This is a genomic window from Planococcus sp. 107-1, from assembly GCF_021513255.1.
Taxonomy (GTDB): Bacteria; Bacillota; Bacilli; order Bacillales_A; family Planococcaceae; genus Planococcus.
In genome coordinates, this window is the sequence record NZ_CP090977.1 from 1,901,264 (window position 1) to 1,925,655 (window position 24,392).

23 protein-coding genes and 3 pseudogenes are annotated in these 24,392 nt (G+C 45.0%); 9 read left to right on the plus strand and 17 right to left on the minus strand.

What is annotated here, in order from left to right:
- Nucleotide 1 precedes the first annotated feature (1 nt).
- From L0M13_RS10080 to L0M13_RS10090, 3 genes and pseudogenes are all read right to left on the minus strand, one after another.
- Nucleotides 2–1,137 (minus strand): annotated as a pseudogene (locus L0M13_RS10080) (conserved virulence factor C family protein).
- A gap of 26 nt (nt 1,138–1,163) precedes the next feature.
- The gene (locus L0M13_RS10085; protein ID WP_235196376.1) at nt 1,164–3,047 is read right to left on the minus strand and encodes an ABC-F family ATP-binding cassette domain-containing protein; all 1,884 of its coding nucleotides are present in this window, start codon (nt 3,045–3,047) and stop codon (nt 1,164–1,166) included.
- A pseudogene (locus L0M13_RS10090) lies at nt 3,044–3,677 on the minus strand (HD domain-containing protein). The gene L0M13_RS10085 and the pseudogene L0M13_RS10090 overlap by 4 nt, the downstream one beginning before the upstream one ends.
- Before the next feature lie 163 nt (nt 3,678–3,840).
- Here L0M13_RS10090 and L0M13_RS10095 point away from each other — a divergent pair.
- Nucleotides 3,841–4,047, plus strand: coding sequence for a cold shock domain-containing protein (locus tag L0M13_RS10095; RefSeq protein ID WP_235196377.1), 207 nt, complete (start codon nt 3,841–3,843; stop codon nt 4,045–4,047).
- Between the two features lie 118 nt (nt 4,048–4,165).
- Here the strand turns inward: L0M13_RS10095 and L0M13_RS10100 are convergent, their stop codons facing one another.
- Nucleotides 4,166–4,366 carry a zinc-finger domain-containing protein gene (locus L0M13_RS10100; RefSeq protein ID WP_235196378.1) on the minus strand — a complete coding sequence of 67 codons (201 nt, stop codon included), beginning with the start codon at nt 4,364–4,366 and terminating at the stop codon, nt 4,166–4,168.
- A gap of 144 nt (nt 4,367–4,510) precedes the next feature.
- Here L0M13_RS10100 and L0M13_RS10105 point away from each other — a divergent pair, with 144 nt between their 5' ends.
- The 4 genes from L0M13_RS10105 to L0M13_RS10120 all read left to right on the plus strand — a co-directional run bounded on the left by L0M13_RS10105 (nt 4,511) and on the right by L0M13_RS10120 (nt 6,261).
- Nucleotides 4,511–5,194: a queuosine precursor transporter gene (locus tag L0M13_RS10105; RefSeq protein WP_235196379.1), complete on the plus strand. Its 684-nt coding sequence runs from the start codon at nt 4,511–4,513 to the stop codon at nt 5,192–5,194.
- A gap of 8 nt (nt 5,195–5,202) precedes the next feature.
- Nucleotides 5,203–5,592 (plus strand): ribonuclease HI family protein, encoded by a 390-nt coding sequence (locus L0M13_RS10110; RefSeq protein WP_235196380.1) that lies wholly within the window; start codon nt 5,203–5,205, stop codon nt 5,590–5,592.
- Nucleotides 5,593–5,716: 124 nt separating this feature from the next.
- Nucleotides 5,717–5,929 (plus strand): hypothetical protein, encoded by a 213-nt coding sequence (locus L0M13_RS10115; RefSeq protein WP_235196381.1) that lies wholly within the window; start codon nt 5,717–5,719, stop codon nt 5,927–5,929.
- Nucleotides 5,930–5,943: 14 nt separating this feature from the next.
- Nucleotides 5,944–6,261 (plus strand): hypothetical protein, encoded by a 318-nt coding sequence (locus L0M13_RS10120; protein WP_235196382.1) that lies wholly within the window; start codon nt 5,944–5,946, stop codon nt 6,259–6,261.
- A gap of 8 nt (nt 6,262–6,269) precedes the next feature.
- On the opposite strand, the gene L0M13_RS18350 is transcribed toward L0M13_RS10120, so the two are convergent.
- Nucleotides 6,270–6,392, minus strand: coding sequence for a hypothetical protein (locus L0M13_RS18350; protein ID WP_260107278.1), 123 nt, complete (start codon nt 6,390–6,392; stop codon nt 6,270–6,272).
- Between the two features lie 73 nt (nt 6,393–6,465).
- Between L0M13_RS18350 and L0M13_RS10125 the strand changes: the two genes are divergently transcribed.
- Complete coding sequence (locus L0M13_RS10125) at nt 6,466–7,476, plus strand: PQQ-dependent sugar dehydrogenase (protein ID WP_235196383.1); 1,011 nt, start codon at nt 6,466–6,468, stop codon at nt 7,474–7,476.
- Between the two features lie 66 nt (nt 7,477–7,542).
- Here L0M13_RS10125 and L0M13_RS10130 read toward each other — a convergent pair whose 3' ends face one another.
- From L0M13_RS10130 to L0M13_RS10140, 3 genes are read right to left on the minus strand one after another with little or no spacing between them, the layout of a single operon-like run.
- Nucleotides 7,543–8,040: a GNAT family N-acetyltransferase gene (locus tag L0M13_RS10130; RefSeq protein ID WP_235196384.1), complete on the minus strand. Its 498-nt coding sequence runs from the start codon at nt 8,038–8,040 to the stop codon at nt 7,543–7,545.
- A 15-nt stretch (nt 8,041–8,055) separates the two neighbouring features.
- Nucleotides 8,056–9,066, minus strand: a complete 1,011-nt coding sequence (locus L0M13_RS10135) for a S66 family peptidase (RefSeq protein ID WP_235196385.1) — start codon at nt 9,064–9,066, stop codon at nt 8,056–8,058.
- A 25-nt stretch (nt 9,067–9,091) separates the two neighbouring features.
- On the minus strand, nt 9,092–9,298 hold the full coding sequence (locus L0M13_RS10140) for a hypothetical protein (protein WP_235196386.1): 207 nt from the start codon (nt 9,296–9,298) through the stop codon (nt 9,092–9,094).
- 183 nt (nt 9,299–9,481) lie between these two features.
- Here L0M13_RS10140 and L0M13_RS10145 point away from each other — a divergent pair, with 183 nt between their 5' ends.
- Nucleotides 9,482–10,126, plus strand: coding sequence for an SDR family oxidoreductase (locus L0M13_RS10145; protein WP_235196387.1), 645 nt, complete (start codon nt 9,482–9,484; stop codon nt 10,124–10,126).
- Nucleotides 10,127–10,156: 30 nt separating this feature from the next.
- On the opposite strand, the gene L0M13_RS10150 is transcribed toward L0M13_RS10145, so the two are convergent.
- Together L0M13_RS10150 and L0M13_RS10155 are read right to left on the minus strand one after the other, a co-directional pair.
- Nucleotides 10,157–10,414, minus strand: coding sequence for a hypothetical protein (locus L0M13_RS10150; RefSeq protein WP_235196388.1), 258 nt, complete (start codon nt 10,412–10,414; stop codon nt 10,157–10,159).
- Between the two features lie 71 nt (nt 10,415–10,485).
- Nucleotides 10,486–10,989 carry a cupin domain-containing protein gene (locus tag L0M13_RS10155; protein ID WP_260107283.1) on the minus strand — a complete coding sequence of 168 codons (504 nt, stop codon included), beginning with the start codon at nt 10,987–10,989 and terminating at the stop codon, nt 10,486–10,488.
- Nucleotides 10,990–11,115: 126 nt separating this feature from the next.
- On the opposite strand from L0M13_RS10155, the gene L0M13_RS10160 reads away from it, so the two are divergent.
- A complete protein-coding gene (locus L0M13_RS10160; protein WP_235196389.1) occupies nt 11,116–11,913 on the plus strand; it encodes a TIGR00266 family protein in 798 nt (265 codons plus the stop codon).
- Nucleotides 11,914–11,983: 70 nt separating this feature from the next.
- Here L0M13_RS10160 and L0M13_RS10165 read toward each other — a convergent pair whose 3' ends face one another.
- On the minus strand, nt 11,984–12,193 hold the full coding sequence (locus tag L0M13_RS10165) for a hypothetical protein (protein WP_235196390.1): 210 nt from the start codon (nt 12,191–12,193) through the stop codon (nt 11,984–11,986).
- A gap of 2 nt (nt 12,194–12,195) precedes the next feature.
- Nucleotides 12,196–13,776 carry an amidohydrolase gene (locus tag L0M13_RS10170; RefSeq protein WP_235196391.1) on the minus strand — a complete coding sequence of 527 codons (1,581 nt, stop codon included), beginning with the start codon at nt 13,774–13,776 and terminating at the stop codon, nt 12,196–12,198.
- A gap of 180 nt (nt 13,777–13,956) precedes the next feature.
- Here L0M13_RS10170 and L0M13_RS10175 point away from each other — a divergent pair.
- Nucleotides 13,957–15,295 (plus strand): annotated as a pseudogene (locus tag L0M13_RS10175) (hemolysin family protein).
- Between the two features lie 40 nt (nt 15,296–15,335).
- On the opposite strand, the gene L0M13_RS10180 reads toward L0M13_RS10175, so the two are convergent.
- The 5 genes from L0M13_RS10180 to L0M13_RS10200 all read right to left on the minus strand — a co-directional run bounded on the left by L0M13_RS10180 (nt 15,336) and on the right by L0M13_RS10200 (nt 24,366).
- Nucleotides 15,336–16,268: a sulfurtransferase gene (locus L0M13_RS10180; RefSeq protein ID WP_235196392.1), complete on the minus strand. Its 933-nt coding sequence runs from the start codon at nt 16,266–16,268 to the stop codon at nt 15,336–15,338.
- A gap of 3 nt (nt 16,269–16,271) precedes the next feature.
- Nucleotides 16,272–19,853, minus strand: a complete 3,582-nt coding sequence (locus L0M13_RS10185; protein ID WP_235196393.1) for a dynamin family protein — start codon at nt 19,851–19,853, stop codon at nt 16,272–16,274.
- A 187-nt stretch (nt 19,854–20,040) separates the two neighbouring features.
- Nucleotides 20,041–20,799 carry an SDR family NAD(P)-dependent oxidoreductase gene (locus L0M13_RS10190; RefSeq protein WP_235196394.1) on the minus strand — a complete coding sequence of 253 codons (759 nt, stop codon included), beginning with the start codon at nt 20,797–20,799 and terminating at the stop codon, nt 20,041–20,043.
- Between the two features lie 99 nt (nt 20,800–20,898).
- Nucleotides 20,899–22,404, minus strand: coding sequence for a carboxypeptidase M32 (locus L0M13_RS10195; RefSeq protein WP_235196395.1), 1,506 nt, complete (start codon nt 22,402–22,404; stop codon nt 20,899–20,901).
- Nucleotides 22,405–22,458: 54 nt separating this feature from the next.
- Complete coding sequence (locus L0M13_RS10200; RefSeq protein ID WP_235196396.1) at nt 22,459–24,366, minus strand: ATP-dependent DNA helicase; 1,908 nt, start codon at nt 24,364–24,366, stop codon at nt 22,459–22,461.
- Nucleotides 24,367–24,392 lie beyond the last annotated feature (26 nt).

Below are 24,392 nucleotides of genomic sequence, written 5' to 3' on the forward strand. Positions count from 1 at the left end.
TTTATTTTTCTTCTTTCATCGCTTGGCGCGCTTCGGTCATTTGTTTCCAAACTGAGCCTTTTGCATCTTCGCCTTGTTCGATGCGGGCAATCGCCATTTTGATTTGAAGCTTCACTTCAAATTCCGGGTCGTTCTCCGCTTCTTTTAAAGCGGGCAATGCCGCTTCCGTTCCAGTTTCGTAAAGGAACATCGCCGCACGCCAGCGGACCAATTTGTTTTTATCTTTTAAGATTTCCATCATAATCGGCTCAAACTCTTCGAAGCCGAGGTCGCTGATCGTGTCTCCGCTGTTCTGCGGACCGCCCAGCTTTTGTCTCTCATCGCAAGCTCCAGATAAGGGACCACCGCTTTATCCTTGATGTCTCCGAGGAAAATCGCCGCTTGCCGGCGAATGGACATTTTTTCGTCTTGCAAAGCTTGTTCCAATAGCGGCAAATCGCTGAGCTCCCCTTCGTTCATCTGCTCGAGCAATTGGAAGCGCGTTTGCCAGTCCGGTGTATCGAATTCCTCCAAAGACACTTTTCTGCCGCGGGCAACCGGCTCCACTTGTTCAGAGGACCGGTCTTTCTCGATGATCGCTTCGAGCCGCTCCTGAGGGTAAGCCGCTTCCAATTCTTCTACCACTTGCTTGCCGATCTCTTCTTTGTCGCCGTAGCGGACGCCGTAGTCTGCCCACTTCCGCTGCAATAAGTAATTTTCTTCCGTTGGATCCATGACTGTACTCATGGCAGTCACAAAGCGTTCCGCCATCGCAAAACGCTTTTCTGATGCACTGTCAAAAACTTTCACCTGCAGCGGAATGCCTTTGAATTGCTGCACATGGACATAGACTTCGCCGTAATGTTCATCTATTTCGATTTCATCATTCGTGGTGCTGTTCGTGCCGCCGAAAACATTGCGGACAGCCGCTAAAATGTTTTCCCAGTCAAATTTGGAAAGACGTTCAACTGCCAGAAAGTCAGCTACATGATAAACGCCTTTCACGCCGTCGATGGCCAAGATTTGCTGGATCTCTGCCGGTGCGCCTTCTGAATTATCTTTTGTGTAATTATGGCTTTTGCCGAATGGCAATTCCTGATCGATGATCACTTTCATCGTATTCGGGCTTGGTGTCGGTTCAATTGTAATAATCTTCACAAAGTATCCCTCCTGCATTTATTCCATTAGGATTCAGCGATTTCCTGAAGATAAGTCCATCGCTCGATCTTTTCGTCGTATTTCGCAGTTAGTTCATCCACTTCCAGCGTCAAGCGGTTCAATTTTTCAAAATCCGCTCCGGCTGTGGCCATTTCTTCTTCGCAGCTTTCGATTTTCGCTTCAATTTCTGCAATTTCGTCAAGAATTCCGTTGTATTCCCGCTGCTCATTGAACGTCAATTTCTTTTTTGGCTGCTGTTTTTTAGGCGCCTCTTGTTCAACCGGTTCTACAAATTCCGGAACCTCGGCTGCCGGTTCCGCTTTTTCTTTGATAAAGTCGGAATACAAACCTTGGTATTCGAGAATTTGACCAGTACCGGTTGTCCATAGTTTCCGGGCGATCCGGTCCAGGAAGAACCTATCGTGGGAAATCGTAATAACGACGCCTGGGAAGTTTTCCAGAAAGTCTTCGAGTACTGAAAGCGTCTGGATATCCAAGTCATTCGTCGGCTCATCGAGCAGCAGAATGTTTGGCTGCTCCATCAATAGTTTAAGCAAATACAAACGTTTTCGCTCACCGCCGGACAATTTGCCGATCTGTGTACCGTGGGCATTGGAAGGGAATAAAAACCGTTCCAACATCTGTGTGGCAGACAAGCGCACGCCTTTTGCCGCTTCGTAGTCGCTTGAAATTTCCTGGATGTATTCGATCATGCGCTGGGATTCATCCATTTCCGGCAAATGCTGCGTGAAGTGGGCGATCTTCACCGTGCTTCCGTATTCGATTTTGCCCTCTGTCGGTTCATACTCTCCTGCCAATATCTTCAATAATGTCGATTTGCCGGCTCCATTCGGACCGACAATTCCGATGCGGTCGCCGCCTTGCAAAAGAAAATCGAAATTCCGGAAAATGACTTTATCGCCGAATGCCATCGAAAGATTTTCGCCTTCGATGATTTTCTTGCCGAGCCGCTGACTCTGCATCGATAATTCAAGCGAAGTATTGTCATTCTCTTTTTGGACATTTTCTTTGATTTCCTCAAAGCGCTGGATGCGGGCTTTTTGTTTCGTCGAGCGCGCTTTTGCGCCGCGGCGTATCCATTTCAATTCAGAACGGAAGCGGTTTTCCAACTTTTGCTGGGAGCTTGCAGCCATTTCGTCCCGAATGGCTTTGTTTTCAAGATAATCCCCGTAATTTCCTTTATGGGTATACATCGTCTGATCTGCCAGTTCGAAAATATGGGTAGAAACAGCATCGAGGAAATAACGGTCGTGTGTAACAAACAGCATCGCGCTGCCCATCCGCAGAAGCGTTTCCTGCAGCCACTCGGTCGAAATCGCGTCAAGATGGTTGGTCGGCTCATCCAGCAAGATCAAATCAGCCGGTTCAATCAACGCTTTTGCCAAAGCTACACGTTTTTTCTGGCCGCCCGACAATTCGCCAACCGGTGCATCGAACATGTCGATGCCGAGCTTCGTCAATGCCGTTTTAGCCAATGCGTTGATGTCCCAAGCATTTTCCTGCTCCATGCCTTCCTGTATCTTCATCAGTTCATCCTGCAGCTCAGTCGAACTGGAATCAACCATCATGTTTTTCAATGCCCGTTCATAAGAACGGTTTAAGGCAAGAATCGGCGAATCCCCGGAAAACACGGTTTCCAAAACCGTCAGCGATTCGTCGAATTCCGGCTCTTGCTTCAAATACGTGATCTGGTATTTTTTCGGGTGGTCCATCGACAAGGAATCAGCTTCCATTTCACCTGCCAAAATGGACATTAGCGTGGACTTCCCTGTTCCATTGACGCCGATCAATCCGGCACGCTCACCCGGATACAAAGAAAACTCTACGTTTTTAAAAAGCGTTTTCGCTCCTACTGTTTTTGTTAAATTGTTGATAATTAAATGGCTCATTGATTCCCATCCGTTTCTTTTTTAAGTTGCTCTAAAAAGGATATCATAAACTGATGGCGTTCTTCAGCGATATGCTTTCCGGTTTCCGTATTCATATGGTCTTTCAGCAATAATAACTTCTCGTAAAAATGGGTGGCGCTGCTCGTTGGTTTTGACCGGTACTCTTCTTCGGTCATTTTCTGCCTTGGCTGCTCTTCCCAATCATACAATCTACGCCCTTTCGCCCCGCCATACGCAAAGGTCCTGGCAATGCCGACGGCTCCGATTGCATCAAGACGGTCAGCATCCTGGACGATTTCCGCTTCAATTGACGCCGCCTCTACACCGTTCCCTCCTTTGAAGGATACCGAATCGATCACGGCCTTTATTTTTTCCCGCTTGGCCAGCTGTCAAATCGAGATCCTGCAAAATTTCCGATTCCAGCTCTTCTCCAGGCTTTCTATATTTCGGATCTGATACATCATGAAGCAGCACTGCCATTTCAACGATCAAAGCATCGGCTTGCTCTTTTTCCATCAGCAATCTGGCATTTTGCCGAACCCGTTCAATATGCTGCCAGTCATGGCTCGCATCAAAATTTTCATAAATCGTTTTAACTTGTTTCTCACATTGCTCTATTAACTTTTGCATCGATTGTTTGACCCCTTTTCTTCTATTATAGCTTTTCTCTAGTCCCTTTGCCCGCTTACTTGGCGAAAGATTGACGATTTATACCGCTTCCTGTATAGTTTAATCCAACCGAAACCGGTTTTTTCATGGTACCGCTACAATATCAATAATAGGGGGAACGTGCATGCATCAGGGAACAGTGAAATGGTTTAATACGGAAAAGGGTTATGGCTTTATCGAATATAATGACGGCGATGACGTGTTCGTCCATTTTACCGGCATTCAAGGCGATGGCTTTCGTACACTGCAAGAAGGCAAGACCGTCTCCTTTGAAATTATTGATGGGAATCGCGGGCCCCAAGCCGCTAATGTAATTGAAATTGAAAGTTGACTATTACTATGTTTAATATGGAAGGCCGGTTTAAGGCCTTTTTTCTTTGTCAAAGCCATAGAAAAGCCGGGAGCGAAGTGGTTCGCATCCCGGCTTTTTTGTGATTTATCCAATAAACTTACGATTTATGTTCCGTGCCGATCTTATTTAACTCATTCCCTAAAAACTGCAGCTGTGTCCCGACTGAACAATGGCTGATGCAAAAACGGTGGGCAGCTGTCTTGCCCTGCTCTTTGCGTATTTGTTTGCGGACGAAGCATCCTTCGCAATAAGTCTCCATCATTTCATCAATCTCATTGATTATTGAAAGCTTGTTCAAACTGTCACCCCTTCAAAATGCCATTCGTTTATTTTACTCCTAATTTGTCTTTTTTTGCAACAATCGTTATACTGGCAAAGGACATTTTTTATGTGTTAGCGGTTCGTAAACTCCCGCTTTACCAAAACTAAGGAGGAAATTATTTTGTTTAACGAGTTTTTAGGCCTCGGCTTTGCCGTGGTCAACTTTGTCTTGCTGCTGATCATGTACAAATTCTTCGGCAAGACCGGATTGTTTGCCTGGGTAGCGATTTCAACGGTACTCGCGAATATCCAAGTAACCAAAACGATCGAAATCATCGGTTTGACAGCAACACTTGGCAATAGCCTATATGCCTCAACGTTTCTTGCAACCGATATCCTGAATGAAAAATACGGCAAGAAAGAAGCGAAAAAAGCGGTTTGGCTTGGATTTTCATCATTGCTGATCATGGTCATCGTCATGCAGCTGGGCATCAAATTCATCCCGGATGAAAGCGATATTGCCAATGAAGCGCTTCAGACGATTTTCGGTTTGGTTCCTCAAATCGCCATTGCCAGCATGATCGCGTATCTTACAAGCCAACATTTGGATGTCTTGATCTTTACGGCTCTCCGGAAAGTATTTCCGAAAGACAGCCAGTTCTGGATCCGGAATAACGGCTCTACGCTAATTAGCCAGCTGCTCGATACGCTAATTTTCACAAGCATCGCTTTTTACGGCGTGTTTCCGTTCGATGTCTGGATTCAAATTTTCATTTCCACTTATATACTGAAATTCATCGTATCTGTACTTGATACGCCTTTTGGATATATCGCAAAAGCAATTACTCCCATTGACGAAAAGTAGGTGATTTCATGCTTGAGGTGTTTATCGATGCTGCTACAGCCGGGTCTCCACAAGTCAGTGCAGTCGGTGTTTTTATCCGGGGTGAAGGGCATTTGATCAAATGGAGCGGCTATATCGGGGAAATGGATAACCATACTGCAGAGTTTACCGCGTTGGTGAAAGGGCTTGAACTAGCCAAAGAATTGACGAGCGGTATGGTCTCCATTAAATCGGATTCACAAGTGACTGTCGAAGCATTTGAACGGGGGTTCATAAAGAACCCGAAATTCAAGCCTTTGCTCGAACAAGCACTTCAATTGTCCGGTTCTTTCGAATACTGCTTCATTAAATGGATTCCAGACTCCCAAAACCGCGCAGCGGACGACTTGGCGAGAAAAGAATTGCGGGCAAACAAGTAATAGAATACTTATCATTCGTTTTTGCCGCTATCCTTGTGATAGCGGTTTTTCTTTTCGAGTTGCCTAAAGACGTGTGAAAATAATTCTGCTAAACTTAACTCAGCATGTCTATTGGAGGAATTAGATGAAATTCAATTTAGGAACGGCACTCGATATTTTTATTCTATTGATTGGACCGTGGATTCTTTACACACGTGTGCTTGAGATCTTGGAGAATGGCGTTTCTGCCTACCCCGTCATTTCGATCATCATCGTTACGCTGGCCCTCGTTTTTTCTGTAGCCAACCTTTATAAGGCGATTACCGACAGGCAGCGAAAGAATTCCAATAAAAAGTGAAAAGGTGAGTTTTCTTGAATTCATTACTGTTTTATTTTGTTCCGCTCCTTATTTTTGGCGTCATCAATAATTTGATCGGCGAGTTTTCCTGGCCCTATTATTTGGTGCTTTTGCTGGCATTCTTGATGTTCCAGCTTGCACAGCTCCGCTATCAAAAAAATGCCGTGCCGGGAATTGCCAAAATTTCGCAGGGCTTGTTCTATGTATTGGCTGTAGCCACAATTTTTAGAGATCAATTTTTGAACGTCACGCTAGTTAACGTGTTGATTGCCATCACCTTAGCTGCAGTAATTGTGGAAATAATGCAGAACCGAAAAAAACCGTCGCAATGACGGTTTTTTTATTTGGTGAAATACCATACCAAAACTAGAACGATGGCAACGATCACCCAAGTGGCCATACGGATCTGATTTCGTTTTTTGCGGATTTCCGCTTCTTCTTTAACGTCTTTCATTAAGGACATGCGCTTGCCTCCCTCCTTTCTAATTCCTTTTGCACGGCCCTTTCGCTTATGATGGACAAAAGGAGGTTTTGTTATGAAAAAAATTCTTTTTTCCATGCTTCCCCTCATTATACTAGCCGCCTGCCAAGATGCACCAGCAAATACAGATGAAGCGGACGTGCCGTTTGATGAAATTGCTGCCAATCTTGAAACCCCTTGGTCCATCAATAAAACGGGAGAGGCCTTTTACATTTCCGAGCGTCCTGGAACCATCGCTCATATTGACGAAGAAGGCACGTTAACTCGACAGGCAGTCGATTTTTCAGATCCGCTTTCATCTGCAGCTGAAGCAGGATTTCTCGGATTTGCCCTGTCACCGGATTTTGAGGATTCCAAGGAAGCCTATGGCTATTACGTTTATGAACAAGACGGCGATTCGTACAATAAAATCGTTCAGTTGAAGCTCGAAGGAGATGCCTGGAGCGAAACTGCCATTTTACTCGAAGACATCCCGACCGGCAATGTCCACCACGGCGGCCGGCTTGAATTCGACGAAGATGGCACACTTTTTGCTACAATCGGCGACGCATCCGATCCGGATTTAGCACAGGATCCGGACGCTGTAAACGGCAAAATCTTAAAGCTTAATGAATCGGGCGTTTTTGAAACTTATACACTCGGCCATCGCAATCCCCAAGGCATCGCCTGGCACGATGGCGATATGTTCGCTGCTGAACATGGCCAGTCAGCAAACGATGAAATCAATCAAATTGAAGAAGGCAAGAATTATGGTTGGCCGCTCATTGAAGGAATGGAAACGGAAAGCGGGCTTGAAACCCCATTATTTACGACCGGCGATGACGAAACTTGGGCACCGAGCGGAATTGCAGCCCACAATGGCTTATTGTACATTGCCGCTTTAAGGGGCACAGCTATCAAAATTCTCGACTTGGAAACGAACGAACTGGTTGATTCCATCGAAGGCTTTGGCCGCGTACGCGATGTATTTTCAGATGGTGAAGCCCTTTATTTCATTACGAACAATACGGACGGCCGCGGAACTCCGACAGAAGGTGATGATAAACTTTACCAGCTGTCTCCATGATCAGAATTTGCAAAATAAAAAGAGTGGACCCATCGATTTTTTCATCGTTGAGTCCACTCTATTTCCTTACAAAAATTTCACCATGAGGTCTTCATCAATATAACGGCTTTCCACTTTCATCGAACGATATTCCGTACCGTATTTCTCAAATCCGCTGCGTTTGTATAGTTCAATAGCAGATTCGTTATCTGTAACGACCGCTAAGTATAATTGTTCTAAGCCTTCTAAGCTTTTCGCGTGTTCAATCAACGCGTCCATCAACCGGCTCCCAATCCTCCGGCCTCTTGCAGAAGGCGTAACGTACACCGCAACTACATTTGCACGATGCTGCAGCTTAGCCGCTGTATGGCGCTTTAACGTGACATTCCCTAATAACCTGCCCCCGACAAAAGCGCCGAAAGTGGTGGCTGAAGGCGAAGAAAGCTGCTCCGCTGTTATCTCGACCGGTTTATCCAGCGCTTCTTCTAATGTTGCACCAAATGCATCCGGTGCCAGCATCAATGCCTCGATGCGAAGTTCACGGTAAAATTCGGCATCTTCTGCTGTTAAAATTCGGATTTCCATTCATTTCCGTCCTTTTCACTTGAATTCCTGAGTAACTTTGCCTTTTCCATTTTCAACATCGATAACGGCATAAGCTCCATTGACGAATGTAATTTGCGGAGGAACATGTCCTAAATCGATATCGTAGGCAATCGGAACGCCTAGCTCATCTGACAGGTCTTCGTATAATTTTTCAATGGTATAGCCGCCGACTGCTTCGTTTGCAGAACTTCTTCCAAAGATGATGCCGGAGATATGGTTAAACCATCCTGCATATTTCATCTGCGTCAAAGAACGCTTTAGATCCGCTACGTTCATTTCACAGTTTTCCAAATACCATATGACGGGCTCTCCTGGAATATGCGCTTCCCTAAAAGCCTCAACATTTCCATAAGGCGTGCCGATTATATGGCGAATGACGTCGATACAGCCCCCTAGAAGCCGTCCTGAAAATTGTTCCGCTTCTCCAGACACCGTTTTCCAAGCCGTAGGTTCAGTTAAATGAAAAACGACCGGCGATGGATCCTCATGATCCCATTTCTCCTGAAATTTTTCTGATGAAACTTGGCTGTTGGAACCGTCTTTTTTAGTTTGAAGCACCTCGAGCCATTTCGCTGTCGTGTCATCGGATTCCGGACCGCGCAAATCGATGAGGTTGGTGCCATGTGCAGTTGCCAACCCTGTCTTCAAGGTAATCGCGAGCAGCAGCAAGCTGATATCCGAATACCCCATCACCCACTTTTCAGGGAGCGCCTCGAAATCCAGATGTTCAAGCACCTCTATCAGCAATTCACCGCCCCATGGCGGCATGATCAAATCCAGCGATTCATTGTTGAGCATTTCCATGAGCTCTTCGGCCCGTTTTTCTGCATCTGCAGACTTGGCTTCTGATTGAGTCCAAGCCGTCTCTCCGACTTTCAATTTGAAATTCCGTTCCTCTAATCGCTCAATCGCCGATCGAAGAACTTCATGATCATCCGGCCCTACTCCTGACGAAGGGGCAGTAACACCGATCACTTTAATTTCCCGTGCTGGATATCGAATCATAGCGAATCTCCTTTTAAATTTGTCGTTATGTAAATGATACGAGTAGATACAGCATTCCGCAAAGGATAACTCCGCCTAAGATAAATAAGAAAGTTTGAGTAATAAAGTCCCAAAAAGGGCTTTTTTCTTTATCCAAAGGTTTACCGCTCATGTGTGCTACGCCAAAGGACAGGCCTGATGAATCATTATGTTCATTGAATTTCACATTCTTTTTTGCATTTTCCGAGTTCATTTAGTACCTCCAGAAATCGTTTATTGTCAAAAAAAAGAGATTAGTTACATTATACTAAAGACACTTTAGATATAAAGAAAAATTTTACGAAATTCACGATAAATGAATTGTGGTTCAGCAGATTAAAGAAAATCATGGAGGGTATGGAAAGAGTAAACGCAGATCTTTAAAGGAGGAAACGCAATGAAAGTATTAATTGTAGGGGCAAACGGCCAGATTGGCAGGCATTTTGTCAAACTGTTGGCAGACAGCCCTGATCATACGCCGATTGCGATGATTCGCATGGAAGAACAAATCAGCTATTTTAATAGTTTGAATGTCGAAACGGTCGTGACGAGTTTAGAGGGCAGTGTGGAGGAGATTGCTTCAGCCATGGAAGGCTGCGACGCTGTCGTTTTCACGGCCGGCAGCGGCGGCGGAACAGGCGCTGACAAAACCTTGCTCATTGATCTTGACGGCGCTGCAAAAACCATTGAAGCGGCAAGCCAGACCGGAACCGACCGCTTCCTGATGATCAGTGCAATCCATGCTGACCGGCGAGAAATGTGGGGCGATGACATTGCGCCTTACTACGTAGCGAAGCACCATGCAGATAATATCCTGCGTGCAAGCGGATTGACCTATACCATCATCCGCCCGGGCCTTTTAACCAATGATCCGGGTACCGGACGCATCAAAGCGACCGAATATGTTGACGCCGGGCCGATACCAAGAGAAGATGTCGCAAAAGTCCTTTTGCACTCACTCGACAATCTCCATGTTTTCAATAAAACATTTGAAATCATCTCTGGCGATGACGACATAGAAGAAGCATTAAATCGCCTATAAAAAAACGGATCTCATTGAGAGATCCGTTTTTTATGCCTGCACTTGTTCTTTCACTTTCAAGTTTTTTATCCCTAAAACCACTTGGAAAACGAATGCGATAGAACAAATGACAATTGCTGCCCATCCCAAATTGGTAATCGGCTGCTGCAGGACTGTGCGCAAAACAATCAGGATCAGCATTGCAGATAAAGCAAAATTAACGATATACGGCTTATCGTAAAATTTCTTCAAGGAAATTCCGGCAAATATGGCTACTGCGATGATTAATAATGATAAAACCATTTCCATAACACGACCTCATTTTTCTCTCATTTTCCTTAGAATAGCATATTTTCAAATAATTCGATATAGTCTTTCGCTTATGGAATGTCTTCGTAAGCTAAGCGTTCGATGATTTCCTGATGCTGCGGATAATCCTGCATCAATTGCTGTTGGGTAAAGAGTTCGAAGTCCTTAAAATCGAAACCAGGTGCTACCATGCACCCTACAAGGGAAAATGAATTTTCACTGTCCACTGTCGAGCCGAAAATACTGCCTTTTTTGACTAGCACTTGCGGTTTTCCCCCGTCCGCGATTCCAATCCCCAATCGCTCTTGCCGATACTCCCCTTCTTCGTCGATCATGTGCACAGTCAATGCACTGCCCGCATGAAAATACCAAAGTTCATCCGACTTCAATCGATGGAAATGAGAAAGGTCCTCGGATCTCAACAAAAAATAAATGCTCGTGTACAGCGGTCTTTCACCGTCATGCGCAGCAAATTCCATCTGGTTTATTGACGTGAAAGAAGATTTGTAATAGCCGCCTTCCGGATGCTTTTCCATTTGTAAAAATTCAATCCACTGTTTAGCTTCGATTTTCAATTCCTCCAATCTCAATTATAAGTTTACATAACAATAATATTATCCGTAAATTAATTTATTATTTTTGAAACTTTTAAATTTTTTTCACGTATTCATTATATAACAGTCTTTCAAGGAGGAAAACAGATGAATAATCATGAAATCGATTTTAAACTTTACGGGGACGATATGCAGTTTGTGGAAGTGGAATTGGATCCGAACGAAACAGTCATTGCAGAAGCCGGTGCTTTGATGATGATGGAAGATGGCATCGTCATGGAAACCATTTTCGGTGACGGATCGAATAGCGGCGGCTCTGGCATCATGGGGAAATTGATGGGTGCCGGAAAAAGGATCATTACTGGTGAAAGCCTATTTATGACGACTTTTACAAACCAAGGAATCGGCAAGCGCCATGTTTCTTTCGCTTCGCCCTATCCTGGAAAAATCATTCCGATGGATCTCAGCATGCTCGGCGGCAAAATCATCTGCCAGAAAGATGCCTTTTTAGCAGCGGCTAAAGGCGTTTCCATTGGTGTTGAATTTCAGCGGAAACTTGGGACCGGTTTTTTTGGCGGTGAAGGGTTTATTATGCAAAAGCTTGAAGGCGATGGAATGGCTTTTGTCCATGCAGGAGGCACTCTCCACCGAAAGAATCTTCAAAAAGGAGAAGTTCTTCGCGTCGATACCGGATGTTTAGTCGCGATGACCCCTGATGTCGATTACAATATCGAAATGGTTTCCGGCGTAAAAACTGCCTTGTTCGGCGGTGAAGGATTGTTCTTCGCTACTTTACGCGGTCCCGGCAGCGTCTGGGTCCAGTCGATGCCATTTAGCCGTTTAGCTAGCCGCGTGTTTGCTGCGGCGCCGCAAAATCCTGCAGGCAAATCGCAAGGAGAAGGAAGTATCGCTGGCGGATTGTTCAACATGCTCGGCGGCAAATAATCTTAAAGCACCAAATCCCCCGCTGCATAATTATGCAGCGGGGGATTTTTTTACGGATGTTCATATGGACTTATGAATTGCGCTTCCGCATTTCTTTGACGGCAAAATCATATTTATCAAAATCAAATTCAATCGTTCCAGGCTTATAGAAATACAAAATCGATTCTTTTTCGCCTTTGCCGAGCATATGGGTAACTACCGCTTTCGGGCTTCTCATATCGATGCCTGCTTGTTCTGCAAGCGCCAATTCCGCTAAAATTTCTTCTGGTACAGCTTTCACTTCTATTCACTTCTCTCTTTTTGATACATAATCTCTCCTGCTACGATCGTCAGTTCCACTTCGGCTTCGGTGATCTGTTCAAGTTCACCCTCAAACAAATCACGGTCAAATACCGAGAAATCCGCATCGAAGTTTTCAGCAATCACACCGCGTTCATGCTCTTTGCAAATTGCCGCAGCGCTTCCGCTGGTGTATAGCTGAATGGCTTCAAATCGGCTCAATTTCTCCTTCGGCATATAGCCATCATGTGTTTCATACGGCTTTCTTCGTGCCACGGCCGCATAAATGCCTTGCAGCGGGTCCACCTCTTCGATTGGGGCATCCGAACCTCCTGCACAGATAAGGCCGCGATCCACTAAGCTCTTCCACGCATAGGACCATTTAATCCGTTCTTCTCCCAATCGTTCAATGACCCACGGGAAATCCGAACTGACGAAACTTGGCTGCAAGTCTAGGATGACAGCTAATTTTTCCATGCGTTCCACTAAATCTTCACGGAGAATCATCGCATGGATCAATCGGTCGCGCTTCCCTTCAGCTACCGGATGGGCTTCAATTGCATCCAGCGCTTTTTCCATGGCCAAGTCGCCGATTACATGGATTGCTATAGCTTCGCCGTGCTTCCGCGCCATCGCCACCAAGCGGTGCAATTCGTCATCCGAATGGATGGCAACCCCGCTCGTAGATGGATCATCATTATACGGTTTGCTTAATAGCGCCGTTTTTCCGCCGATGGAACCGTCTGCAAAGATCTTCATAGCACCGGGATCGATGAAGGGTTCTGCGTAGTTGGCATTTTCCATCATCGCTTCAAATTGGCTATGCGCACGTAGCAAGTTCGCACGGAATTTTATTTTACCGCCGATTACATTTTTAAATGCCTGGAGCGGTTTCGTGTAATCATGGCCGTAATACCCCATGTCTTCTGTGTGGGCGCCAGTCAAACCGAGCGACAGTAAGTTTTCTACAGAAGTTTGAAGTGCATGCGTCAAATACTCAACGCTGACTTCCGGAATCTGATTGGCCACCAAGTCTTGTGCTGCATCCAGCAAATAGCCGGTCGGCTCCCCGTCATTGTCCCGGACGATGACTCCGCCTTCCGGGTCTGGTGTGTCTTTTGTGATGCCCGCCAATTTCAGCGCACTCGAATTCGCTAAGACGGCATGCCGGCATACGCGCTTCAGCATCATAGGCGACTCGGAAATTTCGTCGAGTTCAAGTCGATGGAAAATTTTCCGGTCGGGGAAATTGTTTTCATTCCATCCTTCTCCGATAAACCAGTTTTCAGGAGCCAAGTCTTTCGTTGAACGGATCAACTGCTCTCTCATTTCTTCTGATGATTCAATTTTAGAAAGGTCCACCCGCAGCAATTTCTCGCCGTGGCCGATCATGTGCATATGGCTATCCACAAAACCCGGGTACATGACCTTCCCTTCCAAATCCATTTCTTTATCTGCCGACTCTTTTAATTCTTCATATGTACCGATCTTTTCAATTTTGCCATTAGAAACCAACACTGCTTCTACGGTTTCTCCTTCGCTCGCCATCGTATAGATTTTACCGCCACGCCATAAGGTTTTCATAAAGTCACTCCTTTTCTCATTGTTAATCATAATTCCATTTCTGTCGGGTGACAACTCTATTCAATCGGAATACTCAAAATTTTTTGCGAGAAGTTCCCTAAAGAAAGTGGCTTTCAGTTATGGTATAATTAATGGACATTTTAGAAAGCAGAGGTGAACCCTCCAAACCGGAGGGACGAATTGGACAGTATACTTATCTTAAATTTGTTTTTAGTGGCTTTATTAATTGCTTTGACCGCATTATTTGTTGGCTCGGAGTTTTCGATCATTAAAGTGAGAACTTCCCGCATTGACCAACTGATTTTAGAAGGCAATAAAAACGCAATACGCACCAGAAAAATCGTGGATAACCTGGATTATTATTTATCGGCATGCCAACTCGGCATTACCATGACAGCCTTAGGGCTTGGGTGGCTCGGGGAACCGACGGTCGAACGAATCCTGCATCCCGTTTTTGAAAATTTCGGCATCGTGGATCCGACAGCTTCCATCCTTTCCTTCGGGATTGCATTTGCAGTCGTGACATTTCTTCATGTAGTCCTTGGAGAACTGGCTCCAAAAACCTTGGCGATCCAGTATGCTGAAGCAATGGCCTTATTCTTTTCAAAGCCATTGGTTATTTTCGGAAAGATTTTAAACCCGTTCATCTGGCTCATGAATGGTTCTGCACGCCTATTGCTGCGCATGTTCGGAGTCGAACCTGCCGGACATGAACAAGCCCATTCGGAAGAAGAGTTAAAGATCATTATGAACGAAAGCTACCAAAGCGGTGAAATCAACAAGACCGAACTTTCATATATGCAAAACATCTTTTCATTCGACGAACGCGTTGCTAAAGACGTCATGCTTCCACGCACACAGATGGAAACGATCTCTTTGGAGATGGATGAAAATGAGTTGATGGAAATCGTCAGAGACCATCAATATACCCGCTTATCCTGTAACTGAAAATGGCGATAAGGATGACATTATCGGGTTTGTAAATATTAAAGAACTGTTAACGAATTTCACGGTAAATGGAAGTTTGAAAAAAAGTATTATTGTCCATGACATCCCTTTCGTATTGGAGTTAGCGCCTATCCAGGACGTACTTTTAACGATGCAAAGGCAGCAAGTCCATATGGCCATTGTCATTGATGAATACGGCGGCACTTCCGGCGTCATTACAATGGAAGACATTCTGGAAGAAATCGTTGGGGAAATCCGCGATGAATTTGATGATGACGAACGGGACGAAATCAAAGCACTCGATCCGCTCAATTACCTTGTGAACGGACGTGTCCTCCTTTCAGATTTGGAAGACCGTTTCGCCATCGTTTTTGATGACAGCGAAGACGTAGATACGATAGGCGGTTGGGTCCAGCTCAAAAACACAGACATCACTGAAGGCGGCACTGTGCATCTGCCGACCCATGTCATTACTGTGCGGGAAATGGAAAACCACCAGATCATCATGGTTCAGCTGACGCGCAAACAACCGAAAAAAGACATTTCGCTGGCTAAAGAAATCAGCGAATAAAACTGGAAAACCCCGCTCAAATTGAGCGGGGGTTTTCCTATCATTTTTTCTCAAGCAAGGATTTTTCGTATTCAAATTTCTTCATGAGCATTTCGCCGCTATAGCCTTCTTCGATCAATTTTGCTAAGACAGCTTTTGCTGCATCGCCCATTTCAGCGGATTGATCATTCGCATCAATTTCAACGACATTCTTTTCATCCGTTATCCAGTCAGAGAAACTTCCTGCATATAAGCGGAGTGACTGGTACCCTTTATGGGCTAGCATGGCATACAACGCGGCAGCAGTTACGCCGCTTCCGCAATAAACCACTGCGGGTTCGCTTTTCTGGAGTATACCCGAGAAATCCACTTCTTCCGTGAATTCACCCCGGTGGTCAATCAACTGCTCCCAGTCGAAGTTGCGGGCGCCGGGAATTCTGCCAGCAACCGGATCAATCGGTTCAGAAATCCCTGCATAGCGTTCAGCAGACCGGGCATCTAATAAGATCCCAAGCTCTTCTCCATCGATAATTTGCTTAACGTAAGTTTGGTCGGCATAAATCGATTCATCAAAAGAAAGCACTACTTTAGCAGCGGCATGTTCAGGAACCATTGCGCTCGTTTCCAACCCTTCTTTTTTCAGCGATTCGAATCCTTTTTGGCTGATATAGGCATTTTCAAATCCAGCGTATTTCAATAGCCACCAAGCACGTGCTGCATAGGGAGCTCCGCCTTGGTCGTAGATCATGATCTCGTCTTTCGGATCAAGCCCGCTTTTTTCAATCAACCCGCTTAATTTTTCTTTAGAAGGCATCGGATGCCGCCCGCCTGCCGCTTCCATATCTGATAGGTCTTTTTCAAGGTCCCAGTAGACAGCTCCTTCAATATGTTCTTTGAGATAGGCTTTTTCTCCCCAACTCGGATCCTTCAAATCGAATCGTGCATCAATCCATCGATAGTTTTGTGTTTGGTCAATATTTTTGAATACTGGCATTCCTTACACCCTTTCAGCTACGAGATTTGAAAACAAGTCTTTCCACTGTGCCAAAATTTCCTGTTGCTGGAGCACAATTCGTTCTGATTCAATTTGATCGATAGCTTGGCGAAGCATGTGCTGCCGCAAGCCTTCCGCTTCCTGTTCAATCCAATTATCCGCCCAATGGCTGATTTTTACTTTTTCTCGGTCAAGATACTTTAAGGCATCCGGCTCCATCAAAGCCTGCAAAGCATTCCGTAATTTCTCTTTTTCATTCTTCTCGAAAAAGCTTTTATTATTTTTGTAATAGGATTTCACAGATGTATAAGATGTCCCCACAAAAGCCTGATCCGGTTCAATTGCCGCTGACTCTTCCACTTCATAAGGAGTCAGCGAGAAATCCGGATTCATCTCTTTTAGTTTCGCGCTGTCATCTTTGAAACGGTTTGAAATCCGCTTTTCAATAAACTGCGTTAGCCGGAAATGCGTCACCCGCAATTCCTGGGCAAAGTCGAATGTCGTCATTTCAACGATATCGTCGATTGCGGTGTCGAGTGCCTGTTGGGCTGATTTCCCATTGAATGCAGATGGATTAAAGGCTTCTTTGAAGAAATCATTGAAGCGGTAGAATACACGCTGATTTACGTAATACAGCAATTCATCCAATTCCTGCATGGCTTCTTTTATGAAAATCCGCGCAGCAGATGCACTGAACAAGATGCGCAATTGCTGCTCGATCTGTTTCAGCTCTGCTAGACGTTCATCTTTACGCATCAAGTTCTTTTCAGTTTGGGCGATCAACGCGCTAAAACGGTCAACCGCTTTTTGCTCTTCCTCGGCCAAGGATTGAACAGCCATCCCCTTGATTTCATCTTTCAAGAAATGCTGGAAAGCTTCTTCGAATTCCGGCATCCCTGAAACTGCTTTGTCTCTTAACGCAAGCAAGCTTGAAACTCCATAAAGCCTTGGGAAACGGATGCCAAAACGCTGCAGTTCGTCTTGAACATATGTAATGACAGCGTCTTTTTCCTCTTCATTATTCGCTAAATCGATTGCATTGACCACAAAAAACATCTTATCCATTTCAAATGCATCTTTTACACGTCCAAGCTGGATGAGGAATTCCCGGTCAGCTCTGGCAAATGCATGGTTATAATAAGTGATGAACAAGACGGCATCGGCATTGCGGATATATTCGAAAGCGACATTCGTATGCCGGGCATTGATCGAGTCAGCTCCCGGAGTGTCCACTAAAGTGACGCCGCTTCTCGTCAATTCACAGTCGTAGTAGAAGTCGATTTCATCAACGAAACAACTGCGTTCTTCTTTCGCGACATAAAGTCCAAACTCTTCACGATTGGTTCGGAGCGTCTCCCCGAGATGTTCCTTGAATTCCGGATAGCCTTTTTGGAACGCGTCGATAAACGATTTATGGACTTGCTGCTCTGATGAACCTTCTTGCGAAAGTGTTCCGGCTTTAGCGAAAGCTTCCTCTAGCGTGTGGACTTCTACGCCCAAGACCTTAAAGGAATTTCTCACATCTTCCGTCATCTGAGCGACCGTTTTCAAGCGGACATCTGCCGTTTCATGCGGATGGTCCTTAGTCACAGGACGGATCCGGTTAATGGTCGCGGTCGTCGGATTTGGGGAAACCGGCAGAACCGTTTCACCCATCAATGCGTTTGAAAAAGAAGATTTTCCCGCACTGAATGCACCGAATAGCGCAATTGTAAACTCCTGTTTCTCTAAACGTGCTGCTTTTCGCTTCAAGTATTCCGCTGTTTCCGCAAACCCTTTAATCGAAGTGAGGGCCAAAGCCGTTTGATTGGCTCTTCCAATTACCGCATTTTCATCAAATTGGTTTACATTCGATGAAGCGAGCTGGTCACGGCCTTCCCGGTTCGATGCGGCTTTCTGCTCGAGCATCGATTCATCAAATTCCACCATTTCTGCCATCGAAATTGAAAACTCATGCTGCCAATGATCGACTTTTTGCTCCGCTTCGACTTTCTGGCTAGGAAGCATCGCAGAAAAAGATTTTTTCACTTTATCAATCCGCTCATCCATCTCTTCTAAAGTTGTGATGGCCAACAGTTTTTGGTCCAGCAATTGGGCTTTCATATCCATTTCAGTATTGGCATCATCGGATAACGAAGTGAACTTTTCTTCTTGCGCCTTTTTCCAGCCTTCTGTCTCTTTAATGAACCAACGCTGAATGGAAACAGTGATATTCTTCGCAAAATTCAAGATGGCATCGCTCGTGATCGGACCGCTTTTCGGAAGCTGTTCTTCAATCAGCGAGAACGGAGGAGAAAACTCTTGTTCGTCAATGGAAATCGACTCGTCATCAGTTAAGAGCCCTGCGTCTTTCAACGAATTTTTCATCAGTTTTTTCAGATGATTCGTGATTTGCGATGGAACGACCGTATCGAGCCTTTCCACTACTTCTTTTTTCCGCAATGCCGGCTCTTCTTCCGTTTTTTTGCCGCTGAACAACAAACCGACCTTGAAATTAGGCTGGACCGACTCGACATAATTCGTAAGGGCATTCCGCAATTCATACGGCATGATATTGGCGTTTTCAACTAATTCTTTTCGGTCTTTTTCGAATTTAGCCTGCCATTTTTCAAAATCAAGAACCGATCGGCGATTCGCCACTTTCATATTTTCATGTTTGATATCTTCACGGTTTTCCCATTCGTCTTCAGTTAAAACGGATGAAAATGCCTGCAGCCGCTCCTGTTGTTCTTCTTCCAGGAAACGGAGATGTTCATCTTTCAATTGCTGCAAAGCTGCATCGGTCGCTTCCCCAACATGGCCTTGCCATCCTGCCATTGTAGAAGCCACCAATTCTTTGACTTGATCGAAGTCATTGCCCGGAAACGCAAAGTCTTTTAAGGATGTAAAGAAAATCCCTTTCGGTTCCACTCCCCATGCGGCAAATGAATCATAAACCGATTTTTTAAAGTCCTCGAAAGGCAATTCACTAGCCTGATGCTTGTCTATTTGATTGACAATCAAATAGAGCTCCGTGTATTTTTGCAGCTCACGGGTGAAATTGAAATTCAACTCGGACTGGACATGATTGTAATCCATCACATAAAAGACCATGTCTGCAACATGCAGTGCAGATTCCGTGGACAAACGGTGGGCATCGTCTGTCGAGTCGACTCCCGGAGTGTCCATGACCGTGATGCCTTCCGGAAGCACAGAGTCTTGGTGGCCAATATCAACTTGTGTCACATCTCCGCTTTTGCAGAATGCCTTTACCACATCGAAATCGTAATTCTCCGGAAAATAAACCGGTTTTTTGTTTTTGCGGTTGACGATTGCAAAATCGGAAGGCGCTTTTTGAACGTTCACGATATTTGCGCTCGTCGGAATCGGACTCGAAGGCAATAAGGTCTCACCTGTCAACGCATTGATCATCGACGATTTCCCCGAAGAAAAATGTCCGGCAAATCCAATAATAAAATTATTCTTTAATATTTTCTTTGCAAACAATTCCGCTTTTGATGCGCGTTCTGTGTCTTCATTATCTGCAAATATTTTATAAAGCCTTGCTGTTTCAATTAAATCTTTTTGATGGTCATGTGCTGTCATTTGATAACCCCTTCTTCAGATACTGCTTTAATCATAACATTTTTTTACGTCCAACGAAAAAAGGAGTTTCCCCAAATATAATTGGAACATTTCCTTTTTCGGCGAAGCTGGCGCAGCGCTTTAATCGAAACAAAAGGGCTAACCAATAAGTCGAGTAAAGACTTATTGGTTAGCCCTTGCAGATGCCTCACGAAAATCCGTGGATGGACATGCCGCCGTCGACAAATAAAGTTTGTCCGGTAATATAGCTTGCCGCGTCTGAAGCCAGGAAAACGACTGGCGACGCCACTTCCGGCAGTTCACCTACCCGCTTCATCGGTGTTACAGCCAAGATGGAATTTAAGTATTCTTCGTCCGCCAATATTTTTTCCGTCAACGGTGTTTTAAAATACCAAGGGCCGATCGCATTGACGCGGATGTTCTTTGTTCCCCATTCCATCGCCATCACTTTCGTCATTTGGATAATCGCCGCTTTTGAAGCTGCGTACACAACGCCTGTTTTCAGCGCTCGCTCCCCGCCAACTGAGCTGATATTGATGACTGAGCCGCCGTTTTCCATTTGCTTTGCCGCTTCTTGAGAAAACATGAAAACGCTATGGGCGTTCGTATCCATGATTTTTTGCCATTCGCCGTCAGTCGCTTCCATTAAAGAAGAACGGATATTCATGCCGGCATTGTTTACAAGGACATCAAGTTTGCCGAAACGTTCCACTGTTTTTTCCACTGCTTGCTGAATTTGTTCCCTTGAAGTAATATCAGCCACTGCATAATCCGTCCGGCCGTTATTGATTTCTTGTTGGACAGCCTTCAAATCTTCCTCTGTTCTCGCAACCAGCATCAGGTTTGCCCCTGCTTCTGCCACTGCCAAAGCGATCGCTTTCCCGATCCCTTTTCCTGCGCCTGTAACGATCGCTGTCTTGCCTTCTAAACTGAATGATTTTAACATATAACCCCTCCTGCATTTATTATAATCAAAATTCTTTGGAATTGGCTGATGGAAAATAAAAAAGCCCGAAAGCAACTGCTTTCGGGCTCACTTTTCATCTTAATTCAACTGATAAATCTTTGAATATTTCTCTTCCAGGTAGGCTGCTAGATAATCTGCGTTCAATCCTTCGCCGGTGGCGTCTTTCAGGATCTCCAGCGGCTTTTTCGACATGCCGTATTGATGCACGTTTTGAGTCAGCCATTCGCGGATCGGTGTGATATTGCCTGTTGAAAGCAACTCATCAAAGTTCGGCAAATCTTGTAGCATCGCATTTTTGAATTGCGCTGCGTACATATAGCCAAGTGCATAGGAAGGGAAATAGCCGAAGCTTCCTCCTGCCCAGTGCACATCCTGCAATACGCCTTCGGCATCATTTGAAGGACGCACGCCTAAATATTCTTCGTATTTATCGTTCCAAAGCTTTGGCAAATCTTTGACTGCAAGGTCTCCATTGAACAACCCTTTTTCAAGCTCATAACGGATCATGATATGCAGTGCATAAGTCAGCTCATCCGCTTCAATCCGGATTAAGGAAGGCTTCGATTCATTGATTGCCCGCACGTAATCTTCTAGGCTCACAGCTTCGAATTGCTTCGGAGCGTATTTTTTCAATAAATCATAATTGCTTGTCCAAAAGCTTTCGTTGCGGCCGATGAAGTTCTCGAAGAAAAGCGATTGGGACTCATGAATTCCCATCGAAGCCCCGTCTTCAATCGCAAGACCGGAAAGGTCCGCTCCCAGGTTCTGGTCGTAAAGAGCATGTCCGCCTTCGTGGATCGTTCCAAAAACAGCTGTTCGGAAATCGTGCTCATCGTATTTCGTCGTGACCCGAACGTCTCGGCGGTTGATTGTGGTCATGAATGGATGGACTGTTTCATCCAAGCGGCCAGCTTCAAAATCATAGCCTAATTGCTCCAACACTTCGATGCTTAAATCCCGCTGCGCTTCTTTTGGAAAATGCTCATAAAGGAAACCGGTCTCCGGTTTATGTTCAGAAGCCGCTATTTTTTGCACCAATGGCACGATGCGGTTTCGCAGCTTGCCGAAAACTTCATCAAGGATTTCTGTCGTCATGCCCGGCTCGTATTGATCAAGCAGCGTATTATAAGCGCTGCCGTTCTTTTCGCCCCAATAGCCGATCATTTTCTTTGTCATCGACACCAAATCTTCTAAATAAGGCTCAAATAACGAAAAGTCAGCGGCTGCTTTTGCATCTTCCCAAACCGACTCTGCTTTGGACTGCAAAATGACGAATTTCTTATATTCTTCAGGCGGAATTTTTTTGCTCAAATCGTATTCCTTGCGTGACTCTTCGACTGAACGCTGCATCACATGGCTCAGTTTTGCTTTATCTGTTTCCAAATCAGCCAATAATTGCCCGAATTCCTCAGACGTTGATAAAGCGAATAATTCCGAAGACAAAGTTCCGATCGTTTCAGAACGGAGATCCGTTCCTTTTTTTGGTGCTCCGGTACGGAGATCCCAATACAATAAGGAAAGAGCTTCATTGTACGCCTGCATTTTACTTACATGGTCTTTATACTGTTTTTCAAGTGTCAACATAATCCCCCCACATCTTCTTTGCCTAATAATTGTATCATAAGCAGGAAGAAAGGATTAAAAATTCTCAGCAACTACAGGCAAAATCCCTTGCCATAAATGCTCTACTGCAAGCTCTTCTTCATTCAGCAGCAAATGGATTTCACCGTGGTCGTTTGACGTACGGATCAATCGGCCGATGCCTTGCTGGATGCGCAGCTGCATGAACGGCAAATCGATTTCCTCTAACGGATTCAAGCTGAAATTGCGCTTCGCTTCAAATACCGGATCTTTTGGCGGGAACGGCAAATCGACGATGATCACTTTCGTCAATGCTTCTCCTGGCAGATCCAGTCCTTCCCAAAGGTGGTATGAACACAACACCTGGAATTTGCCTTCTTGGAATTCTTTAACGACCGTCGATAATTCCCGGTCCCCTTCGAATTCAATCGCATATTGATGGTCGAGCGGCAAGGATTGCTTGAAATGCTCCATATCGATCTTTGATTTAAACAGCACTAAAGTTTGGTCTCCTGATGAAAACAAATCATATACCCGTTCAAACTTATCTGTTTGCTGAAGTGGATGTTTGACGATTTTCATTACTTCTTCGTATTCAAAAGGTGACGGAACAGAAAATGATTGGAAATCATCGATTCCGAGGCTGTCTGCGATATAAGTGAAATCTTTTTGAACCGATAAAGTCGCAGATGAGAAGATGATCGGCGTTTTTCCATCAAACAATTTTTCGTCCAAAATATCGGTTACGAGACGAGGCATGATGACCAAAGTTTCGATTTCATCTTTCACTTCCATCCAGTTGACCGCATCGCCCTCCTCTACAAATAAACGCATGGAGAAATTATAGAGCTCAAAATATTCTTCTGCCATTTTCAAATCGTATTCCGGAATGGTATACAATTCGCCTTCAAAAACAAATTCTTCCATCAAATCATCAATCAATGCAATCAATTCTTTTCCTAACGATAGAAGTGAATCCGTTTTACGGATGCCTTGGCGGTCTTCATCGCTTGGAATGGCGCAATTTCGAAGTTCCCGGAAAAATTCATTGTGCAAATCGATTGTCCGCTCGATCATACTCAAAGTCTTTTCACGGACACCGTCGACCATAATGCGTTCTGTCACATTTAGCAGCGTCATTTCCTGCACTTCATATGTCAATGCGCGCTGCGCTGCAAATTCAAGCAAATGCCCTTCATCAAGAACAATCAACGATGTTTCCGGAAGCAGCGGCGTTTGGCCTTCCCTTGTCCGTGTTTCTTTTGTCCAAATATGCTCCATCAGGAAATCATGCGAACAAATAACCAAATCTGTCGCCTGGCGGTAATGGTTGCGGTGTATCGTCTGGCCGCATTTATTGCGCAGCTCGCAAGCCGCACAATTCTGGATCGGGTGGTAATTGACTTGCTGCCATTCTTCATCGGTGACATCCGGATAGCTTGAACGTTCACCGTAAGGATAGGTATTTTGCATCGAATAAGTTTTGTTGACGAATTCCGGCAGACTGAACTCGATATCATCCAAGAAATCTGCGTCGCTGCGCTTTTGAGCCCCTTCTAGGCGCTGAAGGCATAGATACTGGTCTCTTGACTTTGCCAGCCTGACGTCCATTTTCAGATCGAATAAGGAGTTCAAGCGGTCGATATCGCCGCCTTTTTTCACGAGCTGCTCAATTAAAGTCTCGTCTGCACAAGAAATGAGTGCCGGTTTGCCCGTGTAGCGGGCATACGCGATCGCTGGCAAAAGATAAGCGAGCGTTTTTCCAGTTCCCACTCCCGCTTCTGCAAAAAGAACCGATTTTTCTTTTAATGCCTGCTCAATTTGAAAAGCCATGAAAATTTGTTCGTCCCGGAGATCAAAGCCTTTTTCGGGAAGTTCATCATAAAAGATATCGCCAATCCAATCATTCAAGGATTCAAAGAAGGTTTTCTCTTTCGATAATGGAAATGGTATAGGTTGTCTCATATATTCTCCTCACAGATAAACGGAAG

Excerpts from the sequence above, each read along its gene's own strand:
- L0M13_RS10125 (WP_235196383.1), top strand. The coding sequence starts at position 6,466 with ATGAAAAAAATTCTTTTTTCCATGCTTCCCCTCATTATACTAGCCGCC.
- L0M13_RS10085 (WP_235196376.1), bottom strand. The coding sequence starts at position 3,047 with ATGAGCCATTTAATTATCAACAATTTAACAAAAACAGTAGGAGCGAAA.
- L0M13_RS10170 (WP_235196391.1), bottom strand. The coding sequence starts at position 13,776 with ATGAAAACCTTATGGCGTGGCGGTAAAATCTATACGATGGCGAGCGAA.
- L0M13_RS10185 (WP_235196393.1), bottom strand. The coding sequence starts at position 19,853 with ATGACAGCACATGACCATCAAAAAGATTTAATTGAAACAGCAAGGCTT.
- L0M13_RS10195 (WP_235196395.1), bottom strand. The coding sequence starts at position 22,404 with ATGTTGACACTTGAAAAACAGTATAAAGACCATGTAAGTAAAATGCAG.
- L0M13_RS10180 (WP_235196392.1), bottom strand. The coding sequence starts at position 16,268 with ATGCCAGTATTCAAAAATATTGACCAAACACAAAACTATCGATGGATT.
- L0M13_RS10095 (WP_235196377.1), top strand. The coding sequence starts at position 3,841 with ATGCATCAGGGAACAGTGAAATGGTTTAATACGGAAAAGGGTTATGGC.
- L0M13_RS10110 (WP_235196380.1), top strand. The coding sequence starts at position 5,203 with ATGCTTGAGGTGTTTATCGATGCTGCTACAGCCGGGTCTCCACAAGTC.
- L0M13_RS10130 (WP_235196384.1), bottom strand. The coding sequence starts at position 8,040 with ATGGAAATCCGAATTTTAACAGCAGAAGATGCCGAATTTTACCGTGAA.
- L0M13_RS10190 (WP_235196394.1), bottom strand. The coding sequence starts at position 20,799 with ATGTTAAAATCATTCAGTTTAGAAGGCAAGACAGCGATCGTTACAGGC.
- L0M13_RS10115 (WP_235196381.1), top strand. The coding sequence starts at position 5,717 with ATGAAATTCAATTTAGGAACGGCACTCGATATTTTTATTCTATTGATT.
- L0M13_RS10150 (WP_235196388.1), bottom strand. The coding sequence starts at position 10,414 with ATGGAAATGGTTTTATCATTATTAATCATCGCAGTAGCCATATTTGCC.
- L0M13_RS10140 (WP_235196386.1), bottom strand. The coding sequence starts at position 9,298 with ATGAACTCGGAAAATGCAAAAAAGAATGTGAAATTCAATGAACATAAT.
- L0M13_RS10145 (WP_235196387.1), top strand. The coding sequence starts at position 9,482 with ATGAAAGTATTAATTGTAGGGGCAAACGGCCAGATTGGCAGGCATTTT.
- L0M13_RS10200 (WP_235196396.1), bottom strand. The coding sequence starts at position 24,366 with ATGAGACAACCTATACCATTTCCATTATCGAAAGAGAAAACCTTCTTT.
- L0M13_RS18350 (WP_260107278.1), bottom strand. The coding sequence starts at position 6,392 with ATGTCCTTAATGAAAGACGTTAAAGAAGAAGCGGAAATCCGCAAAAAA.
- L0M13_RS10135 (WP_235196385.1), bottom strand. The coding sequence starts at position 9,066 with ATGATTCGATATCCAGCACGGGAAATTAAAGTGATCGGTGTTACTGCC.
- L0M13_RS10160 (WP_235196389.1), top strand. The coding sequence starts at position 11,116 with ATGAATAATCATGAAATCGATTTTAAACTTTACGGGGACGATATGCAG.